The following is a 25,787-nucleotide window of genomic DNA, read 5'->3' on the forward strand; positions in this document are numbered from 1 at the left end:
CAGATTTTAAACCACTGTGATATTTCAGAATACCGACATTATGTCAGTTGCACCTGCAGTCTGTCGCGATTAATAAGTATTTTAACGGAACTCTTCTGACTGGGATGGATAGACGTAATGCTTGATGCAACTGATCGCGAAATCATCGCCATTCTTTCCAAGGAAGCCCGCATTCCCACCAAGACATTGGCTGCACGTATCAATCTGTCTCGCAGTGCCACCAGCGAACGCATAACAAGATTGGAGAGGAACGGGACAATTCGCGGGTATCGGGCAGATATCGGCGGCATAGACCCTGCGCACATCGCAGCCTACCTGTTCGTCCGCCTCTCCCGCACGCCCATGCGCACTATTCTGGATACCTTGGCAGCCTTCCCAGAAGTCAAACGCGCCAGCTCAATCAGCGGGGAGCTGGACTTGATCGTGGAGGTGGTTGCCCCCTCCATGGAAGCACTGAACAATGTGAGAGATGCCATTGCAACAACCGATGGTGTCGCCGACCTCACAACATCTGTTGTATTGCGAGAAGAGTTTCAACGCGCTTGACGGAACAACGACGTAATACACCGCCACGCACGTCGTGTAAGACTGATAAGTTCCTTGCCTAGCAGCAGCGCCCCGCCATACCAAAACACCTCAGCAAGAATATACAGCAACCCAAACACACCAAAATGCGCACCAACTCCATCCCACGCTACAATGTAATGCGCGAGAAACGGCACAGCAAACGCCATTACCCAAATGAGCATAGAGATGAAAAGGGCCAAAAAACCGAATATACGCCGCACAAAGTTCACCATGGGCTACTACAAGCCCATGGTATAACAGGTCACAGTTCAGTGGAACTAAATGAAATCAACGTAGTTTTAGCGCGCTTGATCCAGCATGCGTTTACATTCCAGCAACTCAAACAGGGTTGACTGCAAAAGATGTACTTCATCCTTGGAAAGGCCGGTAGAGGCAGGAGCCTCGTCTTTTTCCGATCCCATAAGGCGATCCATAAAGCGGAACGCACCATGGCCGCCTTTGCCATTCGGGTCCGGCTCATCATCTGGCAACAAACCAGATGGAAATGGCAAGTCAGGTTCTGGCTCTCTGAAGCTTCGCAAGTCACCTTGCTCGTCTTCTCCAGCTCCCTCAGCCACCCAGTCTTCCTGCGGCCCAGCATCCTCATAAGGGGACATAACAGCTTGCGCCACAGCAGCCTCAGCAGCACTACTCACAAAATCGCCAGAAGCGCTTTCAGCAATGCCGATAGGTGTATTCGCACTGACTGATGAAGGGACGATAACACCGCCACCTTCTTTCCAGACATCCATAACAATGCGCACGCCCTGCTCACGCAGGATACGTTGCACGCCTTTAATAGTGTAGCCTTCCCCATAGAGCAGGTGGCGTATGCCACGCAGAAGCTCCAGGTCATCAGGTCTATAGTAACGGCGTCCACCACCTCTTTTCAGAGGCCGGATCTGGGTAAATCGAGTTTCCCAGAACCTCAGGACATGCTGTGGCAAGTCCAACTCATTAGCGACTTCACTAATTGTTCGGAACGCGTCGACGCTCTTCTCCACAATGCAGACCCTCTAAACCTAATTATTTTGGGGGCAGCAATTAGCTAGCGCCTTCAACCAAAGCATCATTGATGTGTTGTTTCAAAACATTGCTTGGCTTAAAAACCATAACCCGACGTGGAGAAATAGGAACTTCCTCACCCGTTTTAGGATTACGGCCAATGCGTTCGCCTTTAGAGCGGACAACAAAAGAGCCAAAACTAGACAATTTAACAGAATCGCCATTTTCGAGACTGGCAGATATTTCCGCAAGAACCTGTTCAACAAGTTCAGCAGATTCAGTCCGAGATAGGCCGACTTTCTGGTAAACCGCCTCACACAAATCCGCGCGGGTTACAGTGTGACTACCCATTCCACCCTCCTCCGGTAAAGCCATGATCCGTAAGAATAAAGCTTGCTTTCAGCGATTTACGGTATGGCTAACCGGCGTCAGCGTCAACAGCTCATTTGCTAACTATTGCAACCCTTTGGGGGTTTTTACTGCTTTTTACCACTTAAGAAGCACAGAACCCCAAGTGAAGCCGCCGCCCATGGCTTCCAGCATGATCAGATCGCCTCTTTTGACCTTGCCAGCTTTCACAATACTATCCAAAGCCAAGGGAATCGAAGCGGCTGATGTGTTGCCATGCTCTGAAACTGTTTTCACAACCTTTTCAGGTGTGATTCCCAGTTTTCTGGCAGATGCATCAATAATGCGCTGGTTCGCCTGGTGCGGCACAAACCAATCCAGATCATCAGCCGAGGTGCCAGTAGCTTCAAACGCGGCCTCAATCACATCAGTGACCATGCCAACAGCATGTTTGAAGACTTCACGGCCTTCCATGCGCAGGTAACCAGCTGTCTGAGTGGTAGAAGGACCACCGTCCACGTAAAGCTTGTCTTTGTGACGGCCATCAGACCGCAGATGACAGGTCAATACACCGCGCTCAGCCAAAGCCGCTTCACCGTCCTGCGCTTCCATAACAACAGCGCCAGCGCCATCGCCAAAGAGCACGCAGGTGGTGCGGTCTTCCCAATCCAAAATGCGAGAGAACGTCTCTGCACCAATCACAAGAGCACGTTTTGCCATGCCACAACGTAAATACGCATCAGCCGTGGTCACAGCATAAACGAAGCCGGAGCAAACAGCCTGCACATCAAAGGCAAACCCATGATGAATGCCAAGCGCAGCCTGAACAGCCACAGCCGTTGCTGGAAACGTGTTATCTGGCGTCGACGTTGCCAAAACAATCAAGTCAATGTCTTGCGCATCCACACCGGCATTTTCCAAAGCAGCCTTTGCCGCTTTGATTGCCAGATGCGAGGTGAACTCACCTTCTGCAGCAATATGACGATTTTTGATTCCAGTACGCTGAACGATCCACTCATCAGAAGTGTCAACAAACTCAGTAAGCTGCTGGTTGCTTAGTGCTTTTTCCGGCAAGTAACTGCCACAGCCTAAAAATACAGAGCGAAGTGCCTTCACTGTAAACCCTTCAGTTATTCTTTTCAGCGATTGAGAAACGACCACGATGGTAGTTTGCCAAATCATCAGAGATCTTTTTAATCAAATCATTCTTAGCCATATCGTAGGCCAGTTCAATGGCTGCACTAAAACCTTCAGCATCTGCGCCGCCATGACTTTTGATGACAATGCCGTTGAGCCCAAGAAAAACACCACCATTAACCTTACGTGGATCCATTTTAGCGCGTAGTCGCTCAAAAGCGCCCCGTGCAAAAAGATACCCTATTTTGGCCATGAGAGTCCGCTTCATAGCAGCACGCAGGTAGCCAGCAAACTGCTTTGCTGTTCCCTCGGCTGTTTTGAGCGCAATATTGCCAGCAAACCCTTCGGTCACGACAACATCAACAGTACCCTTACCGATATCGTCGCCCTCAACAAAACCGGAATAGACGAGGTTTGGAGGAGACAGCTCACGCAGCATTTTACCAGCTGTGCGCACTTCCTCAACACCCTTAACCTCTTCAACGCCGATATTAAGAAGACCAACGGTTGGCTGCTTAACACCATGAACTGAGCGACACATTGCGCCGCCAAGAATAGCGAAATCAATCAACTGCTGCGCATCTGCGCCAATGGTTGCACCCACATCAAGCACGATAGATTCACCGCGCATAGTTGGCCACATGGCCGCGATCGCAGGACGTTCAATACCAGACATAGTGCGCAAGCAGAACTTGGACATAGCCATCAGCGCACCAGTATTACCGGCAGAAACGACCACTTCCGCTTCAGAGTTTTTCACCGCAGCGATCGCCTTCCACATGGAAGATTTGCCACGGCCTTTGCGCAGAGCCTGACTTGGTTTTTCATCCATACCAATCGAAACATCAGTATGATGGACAACGGATGCCTGCTTTAGACGAGGGTATTCCTCGAGCATTGGTTCGATGATTTTACTATCACCGAAAAGCAGGAACTCGATGTTCGGACAGCGTTGCAACACCAGGTCAGCCCCAGGCAACACCACTTCCACACCGTAATCCCCTCCCATAGCATCAAGAGAAATACGTATTTTTTCAGACATTTCCAATTTTCAGCCTTGTCCCATCAAGTTTCGCCCTTGTAACGACGATCCTTGGTATAGTTAAGAGCATTTTCCCTAGGTTCGGTGGAAATGCGCGTCGCGAAGATACTAAATTCTAGACCTGCCGCAACACCCATTCACAAAAATACCTTTGCAACAACCTAAGATTTACTCTTGCCTTTCAAGGCTTCCAGCGCAGCAAAGGGAGAAGGCTTCTGCTCTTCTACTTCTTCACTTTCTTCCTCTGGGGCCGGTGCATACTGCTCATCCATTTGAACCCCATCAGCCCGAGGAAACGAACTCAAACCCAAAGCAAAATGTTCGCAAATTATTGCGCCTAAATCTACCTGTGGACCCGAAAAATAATCCGGTGGATCACTCTCATCAACATCCAGGTCGACTTCCAGGGTATCATCCAGCGTCCGTCGACGGCCCCGAGGATCTAACGCAGGCAAAAACGTCCGGTCAAATTCTTCGTTCACCTGACATTTAACTGGCTCAAGCGTTACCACACATTGTTGTATAGCCAAGGCATGAATGTGGCCGCGCGCAGCAAGACCATCACGTCTCCACGGACGAATTTCAAGATCTGCCACAAATTCTGGCAAATCCATCAAATCATATGCTTTTGCGATAATTGTCCGCTCAGCCTCATTCAGCTCCAGTTTTAACCGGCTTGTTTTATTCCCAAGCCGTGTGACATCAATGAGATGAGCCCATGGGTATTCACTGTTGGCCATCGCTGGCGTCTTCCCTTATCAGTTCTGCTCGTGGTGCCACAAAGTTCAAGTCGCCCTTGAGAATTTCTTTTGTTGACAGCGCTGCCAACCCTTCCACAGCATCAAGCATGTAATGAACAAGCCCGTTGATCGCAACACGTTCCCCACTATCTGCGTAGATGTTTCGTGCAAAGGCATCAAATAGCGCCGTATTGTCGCTGTTTTCCAAAGCTTTTGCGTAGCTTGTTGTCCGCCCATAGAATGATTCGACCATTTTACGAACCCGCCTACGCACACCTTCATCCCCGATACCCAGCTCTCGTAAGCTCTGATCCATATCCAGAAAAAACAGATCAAAAACAGCCTGCGCAAATTTCCGCCCCGCTTTATCCTCACCTCTTAACCGGTGAAAAACACAAAAAGCGTGCAAAACGATCATCTCAAAGCGACCTTCGCTCGTATCAGGTATACCATAGCGCTCATAAAACACCGGTAGTCGTGCCTGCGCGACGATCCGCTCATAAGTTGCTCGGATGGATATGTCTTCGCGTCGTCGGAATAAGCCGAAGATCATGGCACCTCTCTTGCGCTTATCGAGTTGCTTGTGTCCCTGCCATGAGGATGGCATAAGCACAAGTCTTAATCTAAACCGCTTGCTTGCTGCATTTTGCTGCATATTGCAAGCCAACAGGATGTTTGGAATGTTTGCATTTGCGCGCCGTACTGCGTTCCTCGCTATTTTAAGCCTGCCTTTGGCTGGCTGCTTCACCCAGACATTAACTCATGGCCAGATCGTTTCACCTGATGCAATTCAAGATGTTCAAGTCGGCTCTAGCCGCGAACAGGTAGAACTGGTCCTTGGTAGTCCATCCACCGTGTCCAAACTGGACGGTGAAGCTTACTATTATATCTCGCAAAAAAGCGAAACCGTGGCGTTCTTGTCTCCATCTATCGTAGATCAGCGTGTTGTCGCTGTTTACTTTGATAAAGACGGCTATGTGAAGTCCGTTGGTGACTACGGCATTGAAGATGGCAAAGTCTTTGATTACCTCGGCAGAAGAACACGCACCGGCGGTGCTGATTATGGTCTCCTAACACAGATCCTGCGCGGAGCAGCAAATCCATCAATTGGCCTGTAAAGACTACTTAACAAGCTAATAACCAAGTTGTCTGAAAATAAAAGCCGATGCCCTTCTCCGGGCATCGGCTTTTTCTTTGCCCGGCCAGTAGGTATCCGACAGTCTTAATGACCCGCCTGAGTGCACGCACTACTGTGTTCTTTATTGCAGTCTTCTGGGGACATGAGATGATTGAAACATACCGCGGGGTCGTCTACCCGCATCAGGAAGACCATATGGGCCACATGAACGTGGCTTGGTACACCTCCAAATTTGACGAAGCCACGTGGCATCTGCTCGCACATATCGGCATTACACCCTCTTATGTGCGGGAGGGTAACAAGGGCATGGCAGCTCTGGAGATCACAAATAATTATCTGGCCGAAGTCACGGCTGGCGATTTGCTCGTCGTGCGCTCCGAAATTACAGAGGTGAAGGATAAAACCATCCGCTTTCGCCACACCATGTTTGATGCAATCAGCGACAAGCCAGTCGCGACCATGCAAGCTGTCGGGGTCCACATGGATCGCAAAATCCGCAAATCCTGCCCTTTTCCCGAGGATGTAAAAGAAAGTTGCAAAAAGCTATTTCCTGAACCCGCATAAAAAAACCCCGGCGAGATCATCGCCGGGGTTTTCTAAGGATCAAGTAGAACCAATTAGTGTGCCAGAACTGCAAGAAGCAGAAGAGCAACGATATTGGCAATCTTGATCATTGGGTTAATAGCTGGACCAGCCGTATCCTTGTAAGGATCACCCACTGTATCACCGGTAATAGCCGCCTGATGAGCGCTAGAGCCTTTACCGCCGTAATGACCGTCTTCAATGTACTTTTTAGCGTTATCCCACGCACCGCCACCAGCGGTCATAGAAAGCGCAACAAAGAGACCTGTCACAATCACACCAAGCAGCATTGCACCAAGGGATGCGAATGCATTTGCTTTGCCAGCAATTGCTTCGATCGCAAAGTAACAGACGATTGGAGACAGCACAGGCAGCATAGAAGGAATGATCATTTCCTTGATGGCAGCCTTCGTCAGCATATCAACAGCACGGCCATAATCAGGACGAACTTCGCCCTTCATGATACCAGGCTGTTCTTTGAACTGACGCCGAACTTCTTCAACCACAGCACTGGCCGCACGCCCAACTGCTGTCATGGCCATACCGCCAAACAGGAATGGCAACAAACCACCGAAGAACAGACCGACCACCACATAAGGGTTGGTGAGTGAGAAATCGATAGATTCTGCTGTCATGCCTTTGAAGTATGGAAACTGATCAGAGTTCGCCACGAAGTACTTCAGATCTTCGGTGTAGGCTGTAAACAGCACCAGTGCACCAAGACCAGCAGACCCAATCGCATACCCTTTGGTCACAGCCTTTGTGGTGTTACCAACAGCATCCAGCGCATCAGTTGTGGCACGCACTTCAGCTGGCAGGTTCGCCATTTCAGCAATGCCGCCCGCATTATCAGTCACAGGACCGAACGCATCAAGCGCAACCACCATACCCGCAAGTGCAAGCATCGTTGTCACAGCAATCGCAATACCGAACAAACCAGCAAGCTGGAACGTTACGATAATGCCGCCAATGATCACCAAAGCAGGCAATGCAGTGGATTCCATGGAGATCGCAAGGCCCTGAATAACGTTGGTGCCGTGACCAGTTTCAGACGCACGCGCGATGGACTGCACAGGACGGAAGTTCGTACCGGTGTAGTATTCAGTGATCCAGATGATCAGACCTGTCACCACTAGACCAGTCGCCCCGCACAGGAACAAATCCATGGAGGTGAAGGTCACGCCGTTGCTCATGGTCAGCACAGTATCCATACCGCCAAAGACCCAAGAGGTCAGCGGATAAAGGATGATCAGTGAAATAACCGCAGTTGCGATGAAGCCTTTGTAGAGCGCACCCATGATGGAGTTTGACGCCCCAAGGCGCACAAAGAACGTGCCAATGATGGATGCAACAGAGCAAACACCACAGATCGTCATTGGGTAAAGCATGGTCGCCTGAAGCTCAGGCGTTCCTGCAAAATAGATCGCTGCCAGAACCATGGTTGCAACAAGCGTCACAGCGTAGGTTTCAAACAAATCGGCAGCCATACCAGCACAATCGCCAACGTTGTCGCCAACGTTATCAGCAATTGTAGCCGGGTTGCGTGGATCATCCTCAGGAATTCCAGCTTCAATCTTACCAACAAGGTCACCGCCAACGTCAGCACCTTTTGTAAAGATACCGCCGCCAAGACGAGCAAAGATGGAAATCAGAGACGCGCCGAACCCAAGAGCTACAAGAGCATCAATCACAATACGTGATGTTGGATCATATCCCAATGGCCCGGTGAGGATCACGTAGTAAACAGCCACGCCCAGAAGAGCGAGACCAGCAACAAACATGCCGGTGATAGCGCCAGAACGGAATGCAATGGAGAGCCCTGCCCCAAGGCTCTGGCTTGCAGCTTGTGCAGTGCGAACGTTTGCCCGTACTGAAACGAGCATTCCAATAAATCCAGCGGAGCCGGAAAGAACGGCGCCGATAATAAATCCAATGGCAACTGTGATGCCCAGCAAGTAGGCAACAATCACAAAGATAACAGCGCCAACGATTGCAACAGTGGTGTACTGACGAGAGAGGTACGCCTGTGCGCCCTCTTGAATAGCACCGGCAATTTCCTGCATCTTTGCAGACCCGGTGTCAGCGGCCATCACATTGCGAATTGCCCAAATGCCATAAACGACAGACAGCAGGCCACACGTGATGGTTACGATAAGTTCAGTCATATTCCCTCCCCTAAGGGTACCCTGCTACTTATGTGTGTATTTGTAGCAAAATCCGCACTGCACTTGTGTAATTTAACGGACACAGTGACGGTATATACCTGTCACTATCCGTCAAGTTGCTTTTGCGTGGTAGTGGAAGGAAACACGTATGTTGAAATGCCAGAATTTACTTGGAATTATTCAAACTTTAACTTCGCGTCTTTCAGTAAACATAAGTGACATAACAAGAATTAGACATACGATGACGAAAGGGAACACCATCATATTCACAGTTTCCCAGCCAAATACACTTAACAATTTCCCTGAGGAAAACGACGCGGTTGCAACTAAACCAAAGACAAAGAAGTCATTTACGGACTGGACTCTGTTTTGCTCTTCTGGTCGGTAAGTCTGTGTGAGCAGTGCAGAGGCTCCAACAAAGGAAAAGTTCCAACCAAGGCCAAGTAAAACCAAGGAACTCCAGAAAATCCAACGCTCTAATCCCGTAAGGCCAACCAGCGCGCAAATTGCGTAAATTACAAAACCTGCCCCAATGACAGGTCCATGGCCGAATCGGCCGATCAAAGACCCTGTTATGAAGCTTGGTGCGAACATGGCAATCACATGCCATTGAATACCGAGCGCAGCGTCAGAATTAGTCAAGCCACAGGCAACCATAGCAAGCGGTGCCGACGTCATAATCAGGTTCATAATCGAATAGCTGATCATACCGGTGGACACAGCAACCAAGAAATTTCGTTGTTTCATAATCTCAAGGAGCGGACGTCCACGCTGGCTTCTGTCCAGCTTCGGCGGCACTGGTATTTTCAAAAAGACGACAAAACACAGGCCGATAGCCAAAAGAACAGCCTGCGCAAGGTAAGTTCCCACAAACAGGAACGGTTCAAACATGCCCTGTGTCAGAATAACCGTTTGCGGCCCAACCACACCAGCAAGAATGCCGCCGGTCAAAACCCAGGAAATTGCTTTTGGCTTAAAAGCGGCACTGGCAGTATCAGCTGCTGCAAACCGGGCCTGTTGCGTAAACGCCATGACAAAACCGCTGCCCATTGTGGACACGCAAAGAATTGGGAAGCTGCCAACATACGCGGCATATGCCGCCACCAACGCGAAGACCATACCAAACAATAAGGCACCAGCCAGCCCGTTTCTGCGACCAAAACTGCGCATCAACATGCCAGCAGGCAAAGTGCCAATCGCAGTTCCCAGAACAAACGCAGTTACCGGCAAGGTCGCCAATGACTTATCTTCAACCAGAAGCGTAGAGGCCAGAATGGACGTCGTTGCAAAAATAATGGGAGGGACACCACCTGCAAAAGACTGTGCGAGCGCCAAAAGCAACGCATTACGTTTTGCCAGACCGTCATCAATAAACGGAGCCGCAACAGAATTTCCCATGATGTGTACTTTCAAATGCAGGTAGGAACCAACAACCTAGTCAATTTCCCGTAATGAGCAACTCCTTAGCTCATGACATCTACTGCAACTTTGGGAGATATAAGAATAACCCGATGAAAATACGTCGCAATCTGCGGTTTCAATCGATTATTGAGGTCTAAAAGTGCCGAAACCCAGCCGCACCGCGCAAGATAAATGGCTCGTCATGCCAGATCAATTCGACTGTGCCCTGCTCTTGCCCAGCATCCAGAGTTTGAAGGTCACCAATCTGCGTGACTGCAAGACCTGTCGCGGTAAGAGCATTTTCAAAAGCTGTACAATTTTCAGGCATAATAGCGGCAAGGATCTCGTAATCATCCCCGCCGGAAATAGCAGTTTCCAGAAACTCTCGGTTCTTGGCAATCATTGCAGAGGCAGCAGATGAATAGGGTACATCTTCCAAAATAACCCGCGCCTGCACCTTTGAAGTCCGACACATATGCCCAAGGTCCCCAACCAGACCGTCAGATATATCCATGGCCGCAACAGCATAATCCCGCAGCGCATCCGCAGCACTCACACGTGGTTGAGGCAAAAGATAGCGATCCAGCAAAAAATCACGCTCTGCATCAGACAAACCGACTTGTGCTGCAAGTCCCTCATCCAATCGCAATTTCAGTCCGAGCGCAGCATCCCCGATAGACCCAGTCACATAAAGCTTGGCGCCAGCAACAGCAGTGTTGCGACGAACCACGTCACCAATGGGAACATTTCCGAAAGCAGTTATGGAAAGCAGCGGTCCTTTGGGGCAGGAAATTGTATCACCGCCCAGAAGATCGATACCAAAACGATCCTGAACAGCTTTCAAGCCACGGCAAAACTCTGCAATCCACTCCTCGCCAATATCATCAGAAAGGCCAAGACCAAGCAGATAGCCTTTAGGTATCGCGCCTTTGGCAGCAAGATCACTGAGATTAACGCCAAGCGCTTTTTGCGCCACGGCAAAAGGAGGGTCATTTTCAAAAAAATGAACCCCTGCCATCAGCATGTCCTTGGTTACAACCAATTCACATCCGGTGTCAGGGGCAAAAACTGCAGCATCATCTTGTAAGTGCGCCGCGCCTATACTGGTAGCAAGCGGCGCAAAATAGCGCTCAATAAGCGAGAACTCTCCCAGTCTGGAAGGGGCGGGTTTCTCGCTCATCAATCAATCTTCAAATTCAGAAGAACGCAGTTCGCGGGCCATACGGTTCATGATACCGTTCACCAGACGCGATTCATCTCCTTCATAGAAGGACTTTGCAACATCGATGTATTCATTGATGATCACACGGGCCGGAACATCTTTTTTCCGCAAAAACTCGGCACAGCCAACACGCAGGATCGCCCGCAAAGTTGTATCTATACGCTTCAGCGGCCAGTCTTCAGAAAGCGCGCTATGAATGCGCGGATCAATCTGCAACTGATCTTCAAACACAGCCTGCACCAGATCACGGAACCATGCCGGGTCTGCATCACGATACTGATCGCCATCAATATCCTGACCAAGCCGGTAAGCTTCATACTCAGCTAGCACATCGTCTAGGCGTGCGCCGGTCATTTCCATCTGGTAAACGGCCTGAACAGCAGCCAGACGAGCGACCCCGCGTTTATTCGCGGGTTTCACTTCGCCGTTTTTCTTGTTGTTTTCCGTAGTCATCCTAAACCTTACACACCGAACCGGTCGCGCACACGTATCATAGCCAAACAAGCCTCAGCAGCACCGCCGCCCTTATTCTTTTTAGAAAGGCTGGCGCGAGCCCATGCCTGATCATTGTTCTCAACCGTTTGGATGCCGTTACCAACTGCAACACAAGCATCAATCGCCAGATCCATAATAGCACGAGCCGACTCGTTAGAAACGATGTCGTAGTGGCTGGTTTCACCACGAATTACGACACCGAGTAAAACAAAACCGTCATAATCTGCTTCGCCATTTTCCATTGCAGTTAACGCCATGGAAAGCGCAACAGGAACTTCTAACACACCTGGAACAGACAAACGCGAGATCCGGGCACCTTCCCGTTCCAACACGTCTTCAACCCCTTCGTACAGGGCGTCAGCCAAATCTTCGTAAAAACGTGCTTCAATAACAAGGATGTGCGGATTCGCGCTCATTTTTATTCTCCTACTGCCTACGCCCGTTTAACCTGAACCAATCAGAAATAAGCGGTGTAAGCCACGGGTACAGCAGCACCCGCGTATGTGGGCTCAGGAACCATGCCCCAAACAAATTGTCCAGTTATTTCCAACGGAATTATTTGGCTATAAAGTTATTTTGCGATTTCCGCAAGGCTTGGAAATTCGGCAAGACGCGCAACGTATCGTGCCATCATGTCTACCTCCAAATTAACCTCGTCCCCAGCGGCCCTGTCGGACCACGTGGTCACCTCTAACGTATGTGGGATCAAGAACACGGAAAACGTGTTTCCCTCTGCCTCATTCACAGTCAAAGAGGTTCCATCCAATGCAACGGATCCCTTCTTGGGAATAAACCGTGCAAATTCAGGGGCACATTCAAACTTCAGATAAAGGCTCTCGGGGTGCCGTGTGCATTCAACAATGGTGGCTTTGCCATCCACATGACCAAGCACCAGATGGCCGCCAAGCTCGGCTCCCATTGCCAACGAGCGTTCAAGGTTAAGCCGTTTGCCCACTTTCCAGTTGGCAACAGTCGTCAATGCCAGCGTTTCCGCCGCAGATTCAACGCTAAACCATGCCTGATCACCGTCGCGCCCTTTGGCAACAACGGTATGGCACACGCCAGAACACGCAATAGAGGCACCAATCTCGATCCCGTCTGGATCATAGACACTGCCAATTTTTGTCCTTTGACCTGCAGCAATCTGCTCCAGCTCAAGGATTGTTCCAACGTCACTAACGATGCCAGTAAACACCTAGAACCTCTCTTTTGGCGTATACCGCCACAGCAAATCCTCGCCAACATAGCGAAGCATCTGCTTGTTATAACCGTCTTGTAAACTTGCAAGGCCTTCAAACCCGAAAGGTTGAATACCATCGGAACCAATGTCTGTGGTTCCTTGAAAAATCATAAGCTCATCAACCAGATCTTGCTGAAGCAAACCGTGCGCAAGCTCGGCACCGCCCTCCACCATAATCTGAGAGAGACCGTGCATGTAGAGCGCTTCCAGTGCTTTATCAAGACACACCTTACCATTTCGAAGGCAATCATTGATGATAACCGTCACGCCTTCCCGTTCAAGCGCACTAACGCGGTGATCGGGCGCATGTTCACCCACCACAACCCAAAGCGAATTATGTCCTGCACTCTGCACCAGATTGGATTTCAGAGGCATACGCGCCAAACTATCAAACACAACAGGTTGAGGAGATCGGCCTTCAAGACCCGGCAACCGGCAACTCAGTTCCGGATCATCTTCCAGAACGGTTCCGATACCCACCACGATCGCATCCATCTGAGAACGCATGGCATGAACCAGTTGGCGCGACAACGCACCTGAGATGGAAACTTGACCCGCACCGCGCTTGCCAATGTACCCGTCTTTAGAAACAGCCATTTTCAACTGAACAAAAGGGCGATCCTTCAGCACACGGCAGATGTGCCCCCGAACAGCTTGCTGGCATTCTTTTTCCAAAACACCAACAATGACCTCAACGCCGCCCTCTTCCAGCATCCGCTTGCCACGTCCGGCAACGGCGGGGTTAGGATCAGCAGCACCATAGATCACGCGGGAAACACCGGCAGCAACAAGGGCGCGGGCGCAAGGACCAGTCCGGCCATAATGCGCACAAGGCTCCAGCGTTACATAGGCCGTCGCACCCTTAGCGTGTTCACCGGCATCGATGATGGCAAGAACTTCAGCGTGTGAGCCGCCCGGAGGCAGAGTTGCCCCCTGCCCAACAACCACAGGTCCATTCCCAAAATCTTTAGTGAGAAGCGCACCAACAGGAGGATTGGGCCACGTCTGCCCTTTTGCGCGAATTCCATAGCTGATTGCAGCCGCCATAAAGCGTTCGTGCTCAGCAAGCTCGTCAGCATTTAGCGCTTTGTGACCCGACAAAGCATCCCCCTGAATACGACTAATAGCAAAGCCAGAGTTTAGATCCGTGGAGGCATCATTAACGGATCATCGTCCGCATCACTCAACTCATCCAGCAGCGCTTCAAAATCTTTAGCTTCGCGGAAATTTTTATAAACGGAAGCGAACCGCACATAAGCCACATCGTCAAGGGTTTTCAGCCCTTCCATGACCAAGTGCCCAACATCTTCTGCCACAACATCACTTTCGCCAGAGCTTTCCAGCTGACGAACCAACCCGCTCACCATACGCTCTATACGTTCTGGCTCAACTGGACGTTTGCGAGTCGCGATCAAAACGGACCGCATCAGCTTCTCGCGATCAAAAGGAACCCGGCGACCATTGCGCTTAATAACAGTCAGCTCACGCAGCTGAACACGCTCAAAGGTGGTAAAGCGACCACCACATGTCTGGCAGACTCTGCGCCGACGGATAGAAGTATTATCCTCGGTTGGGCGCGAATCCTTCACCTGGGTGTCATCACCCCCGCAATACGGACAACGCATCTCGCCTGCCTCCTTAGCAAATCATTGAAGAACCGCCGAATGGGTATCCGGCGACTCTTCTCGTTTAAATCAGTTTTGATAGATTGGGAACCGGGCAGTGAGTGCCAGTACCTTTTCTTTGACCTGTGCTTCCACAGCTTCGTTGCCTTCAACGGAGTTTGTCTTACGCAGACCTTCCAGAACCTCGGTAATCAACTTACCAATTTCACGGAATTCTTCAGGGCCAAAGCCGCGGGTCGTACCTGCTGGCGTACCAAGACGAATACCGGAAGTAATGGTAGGTTTCTGAGGATCGAGCGGAACACCATTCTTGTTACAGGTGATGTTTGCACGGCCCAGAGAAATCTCGGCATCTTTACCGGTCAGGTTCATAGGACGCAGATCAACCAGCATCAGATGTGTGTCGGTACCGTTAGAAACGATATCCAAACCACCCTCACGCAGTGTCTGAGCCAGAACCTGTGCGTTCTCGATCACGTCTTTGCCGTAAGTCTTAAACTCAGGGCGAAGCGCTTCACCGAAGGCAACAGCTTTAGCCGCAATCACATGCATCAAAGGACCACCCTGCAGACCTGGGAAGATCGCGGAGTTAATCTTTTTCGCAATGTCAGCATCGTTGGTCAGAACCAGACCGCCACGAGGACCACGAAGGGTCTTGTGGGTGGTGGACGTTGCAACATGTGCATGCGGGAACGGGCTTGGGTGATGACCACCAGCAACAAGACCAGCAAAGTGAGCCATATCAACCCAAAGGTAGGCACCTACTTCGTCAGCAATTGCGCGGAACGCAGCAAAATCAATCTCACGAGAGTAAGCAGACCCACCAGCGATGATGATCTTTGGCTGATGCTCACGAGCAAGTTCTGCAACCTGATCCATGTTGATGTAGCCGGTGTCTGTGTTCAGGCCGTAGTGAACAGCGTTGAACCATTTACCGGACATGTTAGGGCGCGCACCATGAGTCAGGTGACCACCTGCATCAAGGCTCATGCCCAAAAGGGTATCACCTGGTTTTACCAGCGCAAGCAGCACAGACTGGTTGGCCTGTGAGCCTGAGTTTGCCTGCACATTGGCAAACTCACAGCCGAACAACTCTTTAGCACGGGCAAGTGCGAGGCGTTCAACAACGTCGACGTGTTCACAACCACCGTAGTAGCGGCGGCCGGGATAACCCTCTGCATATTTGTTGGTCAGGACGGAGCCCTGTGCTTCAAGCACAGCGCGAGACACAATGTTTTCTGAAGCGATCAGCTCTATCTCGTTCTGCTGACGAGTTAGTTCTTTGTTGATTGCCTCAAGAAGATCTGGGTCACCAGACGCCAGGCTACCTGTAAAGAACTCTGGGTAGAGCGGCGTCGTGATTGAACTATCCGATACGGACATAGGTTGACCTCATCACACGGTTGGAGCAACGAAACTTACGAAACTTTCACGAGGAAAATTCGCAACAAAAACCCGTTAGAGTATGTTTTCGGGTGGTTAGCCCATTAGCATATAGGGGTTATCGAACCAAGGGATGTTATCTCAAATTGATCAATAGTGTTTAGGTGATCACCCAAATTTTATAAATTAAACAGCCTTGAGTTGTAATTTACGCTCAAGCTTTTTCATAGCCAACTGCTTCAGATGAGTTTCACTTGCATTACGAGGCCCAACAACAAACACCTCAACACCACTTTGCGCGCATATAGCCGTCATGCGAACCAGATTCCCAATCACCCGACCTTCAAAAAACACCTGCCCCAGCTTCGACATTTGACTCCCCGTCCCGCTCTCACAACCTTCGCCAATTAACATCAGCATATTTAGCAGTTCGCAGGCGCAATGACAGGGGCAGTTGCAATTACATCCCCAAAGAAGAAGGCCGCTAGGGCAATCAGTCCCTAACGGCCTTTTATATCTCGAAGACGGGAACCTGCTTGCTACTGCGTCGCTTGAGCTATCGGATCTACACCCTCTTGGTAAAGACCGTCCTTGTCGTAAATATCATCGCGAAAATGGACCAAGCCATCGCTAAGCGCCCAAGCTGTAATATAGGACATCTGCAGTGGCACACGGCTTTTCATCTTCACATCAATCCGCTCACCAGAATTAATGGTCGCATCCACACGGCTACGGTTCCAGTCTTTGGTGGTAGATCCGAGTAACCACGTCACCAGTTCGCGCACGTTTTGAACCCGCACACAGCCTGATGAATGAAAACGGTAGCCCTTACCAAACAACGATTGCTCCGGCGTATCGTGCAAGTACACCTGATGCGTGTTGTTGAAATTGATACGGATACTGCCCATGGAATTGCCTTCCCCAGGCTCCTGAGTAAAGCGGAACTTCGTAGCTTCGTCCGTATTCCAGTCAATCTCCTGCCATTGCTTTTCTTTGCCGTACCAGTCGAAAATCCGGATGTTATTCTTGGAAAGGTACTGAGGATCCTCCAGCATCCGCGGGATCAGATCCTTACGAATGATAGAAACAGGCACAGTCCAGTATGGATTGAAGTTCACTTCGTAAATCGCAGAGCTCAGGATCGGAGATTGACGGTCCTTCTTACCCACCACAGCTGTGTGACGGGAGCGGACACGACCATTCTCAACAACCTCAATACGAGCTGCCGGAATATTCACGTTCACATACGTATCGCCAACCTCCTTGGCCAACGCAGTCACGCGCTCCAGATTGGTCCGCAGTTGTTGCAAGCGCACCTCAACCGGCACATTCATCGCAATCACAGAGGAGCGACCAACAATACCGTCCGGTGTCAAACCATGACGCAACTGAAAACGGCGCACAGCAGAACCAACATAGCTGTCGAATACATCCGACACGCCTGCCTGCTGCGCCATATCACCAGATGCAATCAAACGCTGGCGCAATGCCTGAATTGCAGGGACACGCATGCCAATGCGCAAAGCTTTTTTGGTTGAAACTTCCGGCCAGCCACCATTCAGCGAGATACGCTCATAATCGAGAATTGCATCGATCATATACTGGCCAGTCTGCTCAGAAATAATCGGAGCAACAAAGTCGATCTGCTCCAATGAGGAAACCCCCTCATCAAAGGTATCCGCCCACTCTGTGCCCTGCCCAAGGATCGGTTGCTCAACAACAACAGGAGCTGGTTGGCTGGAACTTTGCTGAATAGCTCCGCCATAGGACAACAACCCGGCGGGGGCCTGAACCTGTGCCTGCGCAGACAACAGACCTGCAGAAAGGCCGGTGCTCACAATCAGAGCAAGAGCAATTTTTCTGCGGTTAAGAAGAGGCACCATCACCTATTATATCTCCTGGCAATCAATCATCCCTATTAGATTCCATGCAAACTTGGTTAAAAGAAGCTTAACATGGAAAATATTCATGGCATTATCTGGTCCAACTCGCAAGACATCTGCCATAAAACGGGGAGTAACATCTGTTGGTGAATTAAAGAAAGTGATCCGTCCTCTGAATAAATCAGAATTGACAGACCTTGCAATTTAGCCCCAACGGCAAAACAAGCCCGAATAATTGGAGGTTCTCATCTCCATCCGATGTGACCGTTTAATGGCCAAAGACCTCAGCACCGAAATTCAAGTTGGTCTTTGAAGAATTTCCCTCACGATGAGTGCAAGAAAGCAACAACCGGCACCACTTACGCACAAGCACCTGACCTATACTTGGCTTCCGCATCTCGCCGAGATACCAGCCCCAGAAGAAATTAATACAGCTATCACTCGGTCCACATACAAAAACACCGCTTCTGGGTGGAAGCGGTGTTTTTAAGAAAGGTCAGTATCGCTCAATGAAATTAGAGACGATATAGAATCTGGTCAGTCCAGAAACGCTCCAGACGACGCAAGGAGCGGTTAAGCTCTTCAAAGCTTGCTGTAGAGAGTTCACCAACCTGCTCAACTGAAAGAATGTGACGGCTGTAAAGCTCATCAACAATTTGAGCAATTTCACGCCCTTTTTCAGTCAGACTCACACGCACAGAGCGGCGATCCATCTGGGAACGTTCATGGTTGATGTATCCGGTTTCAACCAGTTTCTTCAGATTGTAAGAAACGTTAGAACCAAGATAGTAACCGCGAGTACGGAGTTCGCCGGCTGTCAGCTCTGCATCGCCGATGTTAAACAGAAGCAGCGCCTGAACACTGTTCACATCTGAACGACCCATACGGTCAAACTCGTCCTTGATGACGTCAAGAAGACGACGGTGCAAACGCTCGATGAGCGTCAACGCCTCTAGGTATGCAGGCTTTAGCCCTACCGTTTCTTCTTCCTGCGCCAAGACCTCAACAGCCCTGTTTGTATTGATCATCTGGTTGCGCCTCATGTCCATATTTTTCGTGCGTTCGTATTTTTATCAGCACTTGAAGCAAATTTACGCGACCGCTTCTAAGAACCGCTTAAGAGACACGATGAATTATTTCTTAATTACTGGCAAGCGTTTAGACCTTCCCGTTAACCTTCTGTTTACCCTGGTTTCCGAAGCAAGTGGATGATACCGGAGAAGTCGAGGTTTTCCCCGCCATTGTTACAGTATTGCTCATAGAGCCGAGCCGCTTTTTCACCCATCGGGGTACTTGCACCGCTCGAATCGGCTGCTTCTTCTGCCAGCAGTAAATCTTTCAGCATCATGGGTGCTGCAAAACCTGGCTTGTAATCATTATTTGCCGGCGACGTCGGAACAGGTCCGGGAATCGGACAGTAAGATGTCAAAGACCAACACTGACCGGACGATTTAGAGGAAATATCGTAAAGCTTTTGTGGGTCCAGACCCAACTTCTCAGCCAGTACGAATGCCTCGCAGGTTCCAATCATGGAAATACCGAGCAACATATTATTGCAAATCTTAGCAGCCTGCCCAGCGCCAGCATCGCCAGCGTGAACTATTGAGCCACCCATGATGTCCAAAAACGGTTTTGCTCGTTCAAAAGCAACGTCAGGTCCACCAACCATAAACGTCAGCGTCCCGTTTGCAGCTCCTACGATCCCACCGGAAACCGGTGCGTCAACCATGTCCATTCCAGCATCAGCAGCAGCTTTCGCCACGTCCCGGCTGCTATCCACGTCAATTGTGGAGCTATCAATGAACACCGTGCCTTTTGGTGCGTGTGCAAGAATACCGTTCTCACCTGTGTAAACGGAACGCACATGCTTGCCAGCAGGCAACATAGTAACAACAGCATAAACATCACGAACTGCTTCAGCGGCAGATTGAGCAACATGCCCGCCAACCGCTTGAAAGGCAGCTCGTGCCTCATCAGAAAGATCTACACCGACGACTTCATAACCAGCCTTGACCAGGTTGGCAGCCATAGGGCCACCCATATTACCAAGACCGATAAAAGCAACGCGAAGAGTTTTATCTCCCATTGCATCCTCCCAAAAATCGCCGCCCGAGGGAATTTTGAACATCTGGAACTTGCCCGGAACTGACCATCCCAAACATACTCCAGATTACCTCTCACGGACGACTGGTTACAAAACGAAAAATTTCAATGATTTACAGGCTAAATAAGCAATTAGTCGCTTATGCCCGCTCCTCTCGTTCTGCAAGGTAGAGCAGAACGAGGTAGAGGGCGATTGCACTGATGTAGGAGACCACCTCAGTCGGACTACGACCAAAGACCATGGGGAACACGGAGTACATCACCACCTGCGCAAGAGAGCGAAACAGCCACATGACCGTTCCCCAGCTGGAAAGCAGCCACAGCCCAATGGCTGTCACCAGATCCAGAACAGCAAAGAAGATGACTGTTGTCTGCACCTGAAGGGCCACACCTTCAAACACCACACCATCAATTGTGCGTGCACCAATTATGGCACCCCAGTAACTCAGCCCGGCAAACAGCATGTAGACAGCAAGCAGCCTGACATATGCATGCAGCAAAAACTGAAATGAAGGTACCCTCTTCATCAGCTCTACAAAAACGCCAGGCATAACTACGCTCCACCTCAATACGTGCCCAAAAAGAACACCAATCCCCACGCCCCGTTAAAATACGAGGTCACCACCCTTCGGTGGCATAAAATGGGCCTCAACATCAACTGTTTTTATCACATCCAAGCTCTCATGCTGCCATTTAGGGGCATGATCCTTATCGATAATCACAGCTCGCACGCCCTCATAGAAGTCTTTTCCGAGCAAAATCTGCGAAACAATCCGGTGTTCCATGATCATGCAATCTTTCATCGCCAGCCCAGCGCCGCGCCGCACCTGTTGAAAGGCCACCTCAACACTCAAGGGTGAGCGTTTACTGATCGTCTCCAGCGCAGCAGCGGCAAAGTCATCATGATCACTGCCCAAGAGCTGTTTCAGCTGACCAACAATCTCCAGCGTGCTCTCAGCCCCAAAGCACTCTTCCACCACATCCGCTTTTACGTGCAGCGGCGCAGGCCCCGGATCAAACGCATACCGTGCTAGCACAGGCTCCACATCTTCCGCACTGCACAGCGCGTCTTCCAGCGCCAGCATGTCTTGGGAGTGAACAGCGTGCGTTAAAATCCCGGTCCAGTAACAATCAGCTTGCCTCAAGCGCTCCCCGGTCATGGCACAATACATGCCGGTATACTGCGGCATGTTAGGAAGGAAATGACTGCCCCCCACATCCGGGAAAAACCCAATAGCCGTTTCCGGCATGGCGAACATAGTCTTTTCACTGCCTACCCGGTAAGCACCATGAACGGAGATACCAACACCGCCACCCATGACAATACCATCAATCAACGCGATCAACGGCTTAGCGTAACTCTCCATATAGACGTTAAGCCGGTACTCATCGGCAAAAAACGGCAGACTCTCATCAACCTTTTCTGGGCCATTCAAAGCAACCTGGCGAATATCCCCGCCAGCACAAAACGCTTTTTCACTGTTGCTCTTGATAATGACATGGTGGATCGCATCATCAATCAACCAGCGCTCCAGCTTTGCATGCATGGCAACAACCATCTCATGGCTCAAAGCGTTCAGAGCTTTCGCGCGATTAAGAATAATGAGGCCCGCATGGCCCTTCTCTTCAAAAAGTACATCTACAATTTCGGACAAGTCATCCTCCGGATATTCCTGTTTGCGCAAAGCACAAATTAAATGCTGTTAGAAATAGGGTCTGGTTCAAGCTTTCATCATCTCACGCGCCACAATAACGCGCATAATCTCATTGGTGCCTTCCAGAATCTGGTGCACCCGCAAATCACGTAGATAACGCTCAAGGGGATAATCTTTCAAATAACCGTAGCCACCGTGGATCTGCAACGCCTCGTTGACAACCTTAAAACCGGTATCCGTTGCAAGGCGTTTGGCCATCGCTGCCATCTTGGTCGCCTGAGGATCCTTCTTGTCCAGAAGGCTTGCCGCTTTATGCAAAAGCAACCGCGCAGATTCCAACTCCGTCGCCATATCCGCAATTTTGAACTGCAAGGCCTGAAACTGAGCCAGCGCACGACCAAACTGCTTGCGCTCCCCCATGTATTGCAAAGCCCGGTCCAGACAGAACTGAGCGCCCCCCAAAGAACAGGCACCGATATTCAGGCGGCCTCCATCAAGACCCGCCATCGCGATGCTAAAGCCTTGCCCCTCATCGCCAACAAGATTCTCAACCGGAACACGACAATCCTCAAAGATCACCTGCGCTGTTGGCTGACTACACCAACCAAGTTTGTGCTCATTGGCCCCAAACGACAGACCGGGCGCATCTTTTTCAACCACAATGCAGGAAATACCCTTCGGGCCGTCTTCGCCCGTACGCACCATACACACATAGATATCCGAAACACCGCCACCGGAGATGAACGACTTGGACCCATTGATCACATAATGATCGCCATCCCGCACAGCTCGCGTTCGCAAAGACGCCGCATCCGAGCCAGCACCGGGCTCAGTCAAACAGTAACTTGCAATACTTTCCATGGAACATAGATCAGGCAGAAACTTCCGGCGCAGCTCATCGCTGCCATACCGGTCCAGCATTCCCGCAGCCATGTTGTGAATGGAAAGGAAAGCAGAGGTGGAAACACATCCTTTGGAGAGTTCTTCAAAAATCAACGCCCCATCCAGACGCCCAAGCTGGGAACCGCCCACATCCTCGCGGACATAAAGCCCACCAAGACCCAACGCAGCAGCCTTACGCAGCACATCCACCGGGAAATGAGATTTGGCATCCCACTCAGCCGCGAATGGTGCCATTTCATCGCGTGCAAAATCTGCAGCCATGTCAACAAACGCGCGTTGATCTTCGTTCAGTTCAAAATCCATGGAACCCATCCTCCCAACTGACAGCCTCCCAAAACCGTCAGCGCAAATTATAAGGGTACTGCAAGTGTGAAGTACCCAATCTCCAAAATAGTTGGGTCAATCGGTAGCCGCGCACAAAACCTGCGTCAATTCTCGGAAAGACCAAGATAAGACCAATTGGCCATGCAAAATTGCAATGCATACACAACAACGCAGTGAAAACGCATTCCTTTCAAACCAACGCACCATTCCTCGCAAACACTGAGAATCATTTGAGACATAATTCGAATCTGTAGTTGCTCCCGTTTTAAGGGCTTCTCATGGATTTGACCGGTAATATTCCACCACTAAATAAAGGAGGTGAGCAAAACCCATGCGCAGACCCTAAGAACCACTGGAACACCGAAATATTTTGCGTTTTATCAAGCAACTCCACCGTGCTATCTGACATCAAACAATATAGAAGTTCTAAGCAAGCCACACGCTTGCAAAAAAACGCCAAATAAACAGTCATTCAGGTGAGTAATTATGTCGTTTGCCAGAGAATCGCATTCTTCCATGGACATGAACCAGATTTTGAACGGCCGCAGAATGCGCCGCAATCGCTCCAGCGACTGGTCACGCCGCTTAATCCGAGAAAATACTCTTACCGTCGACGATTTGATCTGGCCGATCTTTCTCATTGATGGGGTCAATAAAACCGAAGCCATCTCATCCATGCCCGGTGTAGAGCGTTACTCCGTAGATATGGCAGTTCGCGCCGCAGAACAGGCCGCTGAACTGGGTATTCCGGTTATTGCTTTATTCCCCAACACCGATCCCGGCTTGCGCGATGAAATGGGCACCGAAGCGCTCAACCCGGCTAACCTCACCTGCCGCGCCCTCCGCGCTATTAAAGCAGAAGGCTTTCCGGTCGGTTTGATGACAGACGTTGCACTCGACCCCTACACATCTCACGGTCACGATGGCCTGATGTCCGGTGATACCATCATCAACGATGAAACCGTAGATCAGCTGTGCCGTCAGTCACTTATTCAAGCCGAGGCAGGCGCGGATATCATCGCCCCCTCCGATATGATGGATGGCCGCATTGGCTCCATCCGCGTTGCACTGGATGGCGCGGGCTATGACAACCTGCAAATCATGGCGTACTCCGCAAAATACGCCTCCGCCTTCTATGGTCCATTCCGCGATGCGGTTGGCTCCAACGCAAATCTTGTTGGCGACAAAAGAACTTACCAGATGGACCCGGCCAACTCAGACGAAGCTTTGAAAGAAGCTGAGCTGGATTTGGAAGAAGGGGCGGACATGATCATGATAAAGCCGGGAATGCCGTATCTGGACATCATCCGCCGTATCAAAGACACGTTCATGGCACCAACCTACGCCTATCAGGTCTCCGGGGAATACTCCATGATCTGTGCAGCCGCGCAAAACGGTTGGATGGACCGCGACAAAGCCATGTTGGAAAGCCTGATGGCCTTCAAACGCGCTGGCGCAGATGGTATTCTGACCTACTTTGCGCCAGAACTGGCGAAAAAATTAGGCGGCAAATAAGACCGCATAAACAACAATAACACCTGTGAGAACAACATCATGCCCAAGGTGAGTACACCTCTTCTGACCCTGTCAAAGATTGAGGAAGCTGCTAAAAACATCAAGGGAGCGGTGCTGGTAACGCCCCTCCTGCCCGCCATTCAATTGGATGCTCTCACAGAAGCTACTGTTTTCGTGAAATACGAGAACATGCAGGTAACAAATTCCTTTAAGGAGCGTGGCGCTCTCAACAAACTACTCCACCTGACAGAGACTGAACGACAGCGCGGCGTTATCGCTATGTCCGCTGGCAACCACGCACAGGCCGTGGCTCGCCATGCACAACGCCTCGGCATCCCAGCTCTCATCGTTATGCCAAACGGCACACCCTACGTAAAAATTGAGTCGACCAAAGCCTTCGGCGCAGATGTTGTCCTCGCTGGCGAGACCGTAGATGATGCCAAACAGGAAGCAGATCGCCTCTCGGAAAAGCACGGCTATATCTGGGTTCACCCCTTCGATGATCTGGAGGTTATAGCCGGCCAAGGCACTATCGCTCTTGAGATGTTAAAAGACCAACCGGACTTAGATACGCTCATTGTTCCCATCGGCGGCGGCGGTATGATTTCCGGCATCGCCGTTGCAGCCAAAGCGATTAAGCCAGATATCGAGATCATTGGTGTTGAAAGCGAACTCTACCCGTCTATGTACGCGGCCCTGCGCAATCAACCAATGCAATGCGGTGGCAACTCTCTGGCAGAAGGTATTGCCGTTAAAGTACCGGGAAAATTTACAAAACAGTTGGCAAAGCAATTTGTTGATGATGTGCTTTTGGTGTCTGAAAGCCAGATTGAGGAAGCCATCAACATCTTCCTGACACGCCTGAAGACTGTAGCAGAAGGCGCTGGTGCAGCAGGTCTTGCGGCCATGTTTGCCTACCCGGAACGCTTCAAAGGCAAAAAGGTTGGACTTGTCCTTTGCGGCGGTAACATTAATCCCCGCCTCCTCAGCTCAATCGCGCTCCGCCAACTGGTCCGCCTGGGCAACATCATACACATCCGTTGCACCATACCGGATCGCCCTGGCATTTTAGGGGAGATCTCAACCTTGATTGGCGAGTTAGGCGGCAACATTTTAGAAGTCTCTCATCATCGTCTCTTCCTTGATGTTTCTGTTAAGGGGGCAACACTGGATGTTGCAATTGAAACCCGCGACAGACAGCATGCCCATGAAATTACCAATGCATTGGAAGCAAGAGATATTCACGTTTCTTACTCGTCATCCGGCGAAATGCGACTTTAAGCGAGCAGGTTGAGATCACCTCGGTATCTGTCA

General features: G+C 50.4%; 28 protein-coding genes. 5 read left to right on the plus strand and 23 right to left on the minus strand.

Translation table 11 applies throughout. The annotated features are described in order from the left end of the window. Nucleotides 1-117: 117 nt before the first annotated feature. Nucleotides 118-546, plus strand: coding sequence for an Lrp/AsnC family transcriptional regulator (locus BLS62_RS14245; protein WP_093181920.1), 429 nt, complete (start codon nucleotides 118-120; stop codon nucleotides 544-546). Here BLS62_RS14245 and BLS62_RS14250 read toward each other — a convergent pair. From BLS62_RS14250 to BLS62_RS14280, 7 genes are all read right to left on the minus strand, one after another. After that, on the minus strand, nucleotides 534-788 hold the full coding sequence (locus BLS62_RS14250) for a hypothetical protein (RefSeq protein WP_143521565.1): 255 nt from the start codon (nucleotides 786-788) through the stop codon (nucleotides 534-536). The genes BLS62_RS14245 and BLS62_RS14250 overlap by 13 nt on opposite strands. 78 nt (nucleotides 789-866) lie before the next feature. After that, nucleotides 867-1,571 carry a MerR family transcriptional regulator gene (locus BLS62_RS14255; protein ID WP_093181925.1) on the minus strand — a complete coding sequence of 235 codons (705 nt, stop codon included), beginning with the start codon at nucleotides 1,569-1,571 and terminating at the stop codon, nucleotides 867-869. 40 nt (nucleotides 1,572-1,611) lie between these two features. After that, nucleotides 1,612-1,923, minus strand: coding sequence for an integration host factor subunit alpha (locus BLS62_RS14260; RefSeq protein ID WP_093181927.1), 312 nt, complete (start codon nucleotides 1,921-1,923; stop codon nucleotides 1,612-1,614). Between the two features lie 135 nt (nucleotides 1,924-2,058). After that, a complete protein-coding gene (locus BLS62_RS14265; RefSeq protein WP_093181929.1) occupies nucleotides 2,059-3,036 on the minus strand; it encodes a beta-ketoacyl-ACP synthase III in 978 nt (325 codons plus the stop codon). Nucleotides 3,037-3,046: 10 nt separating this feature from the next. Next, complete coding sequence (plsX, locus tag BLS62_RS14270; RefSeq protein ID WP_093181932.1) at nucleotides 3,047-4,099, minus strand: phosphate acyltransferase PlsX; 1,053 nt, start codon at nucleotides 4,097-4,099, stop codon at nucleotides 3,047-3,049. A 161-nt stretch (nucleotides 4,100-4,260) separates the two neighbouring features. Continuing rightward, on the minus strand, nucleotides 4,261-4,839 hold the full coding sequence (locus BLS62_RS14275; protein WP_093181935.1) for a DUF177 domain-containing protein: 579 nt from the start codon (nucleotides 4,837-4,839) through the stop codon (nucleotides 4,261-4,263). Then, complete coding sequence (locus BLS62_RS14280; protein ID WP_093188932.1) at nucleotides 4,826-5,392, minus strand: ubiquinol-cytochrome C chaperone family protein; 567 nt, start codon at nucleotides 5,390-5,392, stop codon at nucleotides 4,826-4,828. The genes BLS62_RS14275 and BLS62_RS14280 overlap by 14 nt, the downstream gene beginning before the upstream one ends. A 127-nt stretch (nucleotides 5,393-5,519) precedes the next feature. Here BLS62_RS14280 and bamE point away from each other — a divergent pair, with 127 nt between their 5' ends. Next, nucleotides 5,520-5,957 carry an outer membrane protein assembly factor BamE gene (gene bamE / locus BLS62_RS14285; protein WP_093181938.1) on the plus strand — a complete coding sequence of 146 codons (438 nt, stop codon included), beginning with the start codon at nucleotides 5,520-5,522 and terminating at the stop codon, nucleotides 5,955-5,957. A gap of 167 nt (nucleotides 5,958-6,124) precedes the next feature. Then, nucleotides 6,125-6,541 (plus strand): acyl-CoA thioesterase, encoded by a 417-nt coding sequence (locus BLS62_RS14290; RefSeq protein WP_093181941.1) that lies wholly within the window; start codon nucleotides 6,125-6,127, stop codon nucleotides 6,539-6,541. A 53-nt stretch (nucleotides 6,542-6,594) separates the two neighbouring features. Here BLS62_RS14290 and BLS62_RS14295 read toward each other — a convergent pair whose 3' ends face one another. The 16 genes from BLS62_RS14295 to BLS62_RS14370 all read right to left on the minus strand — a co-directional run bounded on the left by BLS62_RS14295 (nucleotide 6,595) and on the right by BLS62_RS14370 (nucleotide 22,937). After that, on the minus strand, nucleotides 6,595-8,724 hold the full coding sequence (locus BLS62_RS14295; protein WP_093181943.1) for a sodium-translocating pyrophosphatase: 2,130 nt from the start codon (nucleotides 8,722-8,724) through the stop codon (nucleotides 6,595-6,597). A 180-nt stretch (nucleotides 8,725-8,904) separates the two neighbouring features. Continuing rightward, on the minus strand, nucleotides 8,905-10,122 hold the full coding sequence (locus BLS62_RS14300) for an MFS transporter (protein ID WP_093181945.1): 1,218 nt from the start codon (nucleotides 10,120-10,122) through the stop codon (nucleotides 8,905-8,907). Between the two features lie 157 nt (nucleotides 10,123-10,279). Beyond that, the gene (gene thiL, locus BLS62_RS14305) at nucleotides 10,280-11,305 is read right to left on the minus strand and encodes a thiamine-phosphate kinase (protein ID WP_093181948.1); all 1,026 of its coding nucleotides are present in this window, start codon (nucleotides 11,303-11,305) and stop codon (nucleotides 10,280-10,282) included. A 3-nt stretch (nucleotides 11,306-11,308) separates the two neighbouring features. Continuing rightward, the gene (nusB, locus tag BLS62_RS14310; RefSeq protein WP_093181951.1) at nucleotides 11,309-11,800 is read right to left on the minus strand and encodes a transcription antitermination factor NusB; all 492 of its coding nucleotides are present in this window, start codon (nucleotides 11,798-11,800) and stop codon (nucleotides 11,309-11,311) included. Between the two features lie 8 nt (nucleotides 11,801-11,808). Continuing rightward, nucleotides 11,809-12,258 carry a 6,7-dimethyl-8-ribityllumazine synthase gene (gene ribH / locus BLS62_RS14315; RefSeq protein ID WP_093181954.1) on the minus strand — a complete coding sequence of 150 codons (450 nt, stop codon included), beginning with the start codon at nucleotides 12,256-12,258 and terminating at the stop codon, nucleotides 11,809-11,811. Between the two features lie 155 nt (nucleotides 12,259-12,413). After that, nucleotides 12,414-13,037 (minus strand): riboflavin synthase, encoded by a 624-nt coding sequence (locus BLS62_RS14320; protein WP_093181956.1) that lies wholly within the window; start codon nucleotides 13,035-13,037, stop codon nucleotides 12,414-12,416. After that, a complete protein-coding gene (ribD, locus tag BLS62_RS14325) occupies nucleotides 13,038-14,183 on the minus strand; it encodes a bifunctional diaminohydroxyphosphoribosylaminopyrimidine deaminase/5-amino-6-(5-phosphoribosylamino)uracil reductase RibD (protein ID WP_093181959.1) in 1,146 nt (381 codons plus the stop codon). 38 nt (nucleotides 14,184-14,221) lie between these two features. Further along, a complete protein-coding gene (gene nrdR, locus BLS62_RS14330; RefSeq protein ID WP_093181961.1) occupies nucleotides 14,222-14,707 on the minus strand; it encodes a transcriptional regulator NrdR in 486 nt (161 codons plus the stop codon). 69 nt (nucleotides 14,708-14,776) lie between these two features. Continuing rightward, a complete protein-coding gene (glyA, locus tag BLS62_RS14335) occupies nucleotides 14,777-16,090 on the minus strand; it encodes a serine hydroxymethyltransferase (RefSeq protein ID WP_093181963.1) in 1,314 nt (437 codons plus the stop codon). Between the two features lie 186 nt (nucleotides 16,091-16,276). After that, complete coding sequence (locus BLS62_RS14340) at nucleotides 16,277-16,462, minus strand: DUF6898 family protein (RefSeq protein WP_093188934.1); 186 nt, start codon at nucleotides 16,460-16,462, stop codon at nucleotides 16,277-16,279. A 167-nt stretch (nucleotides 16,463-16,629) separates the two neighbouring features. Beyond that, entirely contained in the window at nucleotides 16,630-17,973 is a 1,344-nt protein-coding gene (locus BLS62_RS14345) for a L,D-transpeptidase family protein (protein WP_244283640.1), read from the minus strand. A gap of 515 nt (nucleotides 17,974-18,488) precedes the next feature. Then, complete coding sequence (locus tag BLS62_RS14350; protein WP_093181967.1) at nucleotides 18,489-19,001, minus strand: transcriptional regulator LdtR; 513 nt, start codon at nucleotides 18,999-19,001, stop codon at nucleotides 18,489-18,491. 155 nt (nucleotides 19,002-19,156) lie between these two features. Further along, the gene (mmsB, locus tag BLS62_RS14355; RefSeq protein ID WP_093188936.1) at nucleotides 19,157-20,059 is read right to left on the minus strand and encodes a 3-hydroxyisobutyrate dehydrogenase; all 903 of its coding nucleotides are present in this window, start codon (nucleotides 20,057-20,059) and stop codon (nucleotides 19,157-19,159) included. Between the two features lie 157 nt (nucleotides 20,060-20,216). Beyond that, the gene (locus tag BLS62_RS14360; protein ID WP_093181969.1) at nucleotides 20,217-20,627 is read right to left on the minus strand and encodes a DUF6163 family protein; all 411 of its coding nucleotides are present in this window, start codon (nucleotides 20,625-20,627) and stop codon (nucleotides 20,217-20,219) included. Between the two features lie 54 nt (nucleotides 20,628-20,681). Further along, nucleotides 20,682-21,731, minus strand: a complete 1,050-nt coding sequence (locus tag BLS62_RS14365) for an enoyl-CoA hydratase/isomerase family protein (protein WP_200798520.1) — start codon at nucleotides 21,729-21,731, stop codon at nucleotides 20,682-20,684. Between the two features lie 66 nt (nucleotides 21,732-21,797). Continuing rightward, the gene (locus BLS62_RS14370) at nucleotides 21,798-22,937 is read right to left on the minus strand and encodes an isobutyryl-CoA dehydrogenase (protein ID WP_093181973.1); all 1,140 of its coding nucleotides are present in this window, start codon (nucleotides 22,935-22,937) and stop codon (nucleotides 21,798-21,800) included. A 507-nt stretch (nucleotides 22,938-23,444) separates the two neighbouring features. Between BLS62_RS14370 and hemB the strand changes: the two genes are divergently transcribed. Together hemB and BLS62_RS14380 are read left to right on the plus strand one after the other, a co-directional pair. Continuing rightward, on the plus strand, nucleotides 23,445-24,473 hold the full coding sequence (gene hemB / locus BLS62_RS14375; RefSeq protein WP_093181975.1) for a porphobilinogen synthase: 1,029 nt from the start codon (nucleotides 23,445-23,447) through the stop codon (nucleotides 24,471-24,473). A 39-nt stretch (nucleotides 24,474-24,512) separates the two neighbouring features. Next, nucleotides 24,513-25,754, plus strand: coding sequence for a threonine ammonia-lyase (locus tag BLS62_RS14380; RefSeq protein ID WP_093181978.1), 1,242 nt, complete (start codon nucleotides 24,513-24,515; stop codon nucleotides 25,752-25,754). Nucleotides 25,755-25,787 lie beyond the last annotated feature (33 nt).

This window comes from Pseudovibrio sp. Tun.PSC04-5.I4, assembly GCF_900104145.1.
Classification (GTDB): domain Bacteria; phylum Pseudomonadota; class Alphaproteobacteria; order Rhizobiales; family Stappiaceae; genus Pseudovibrio.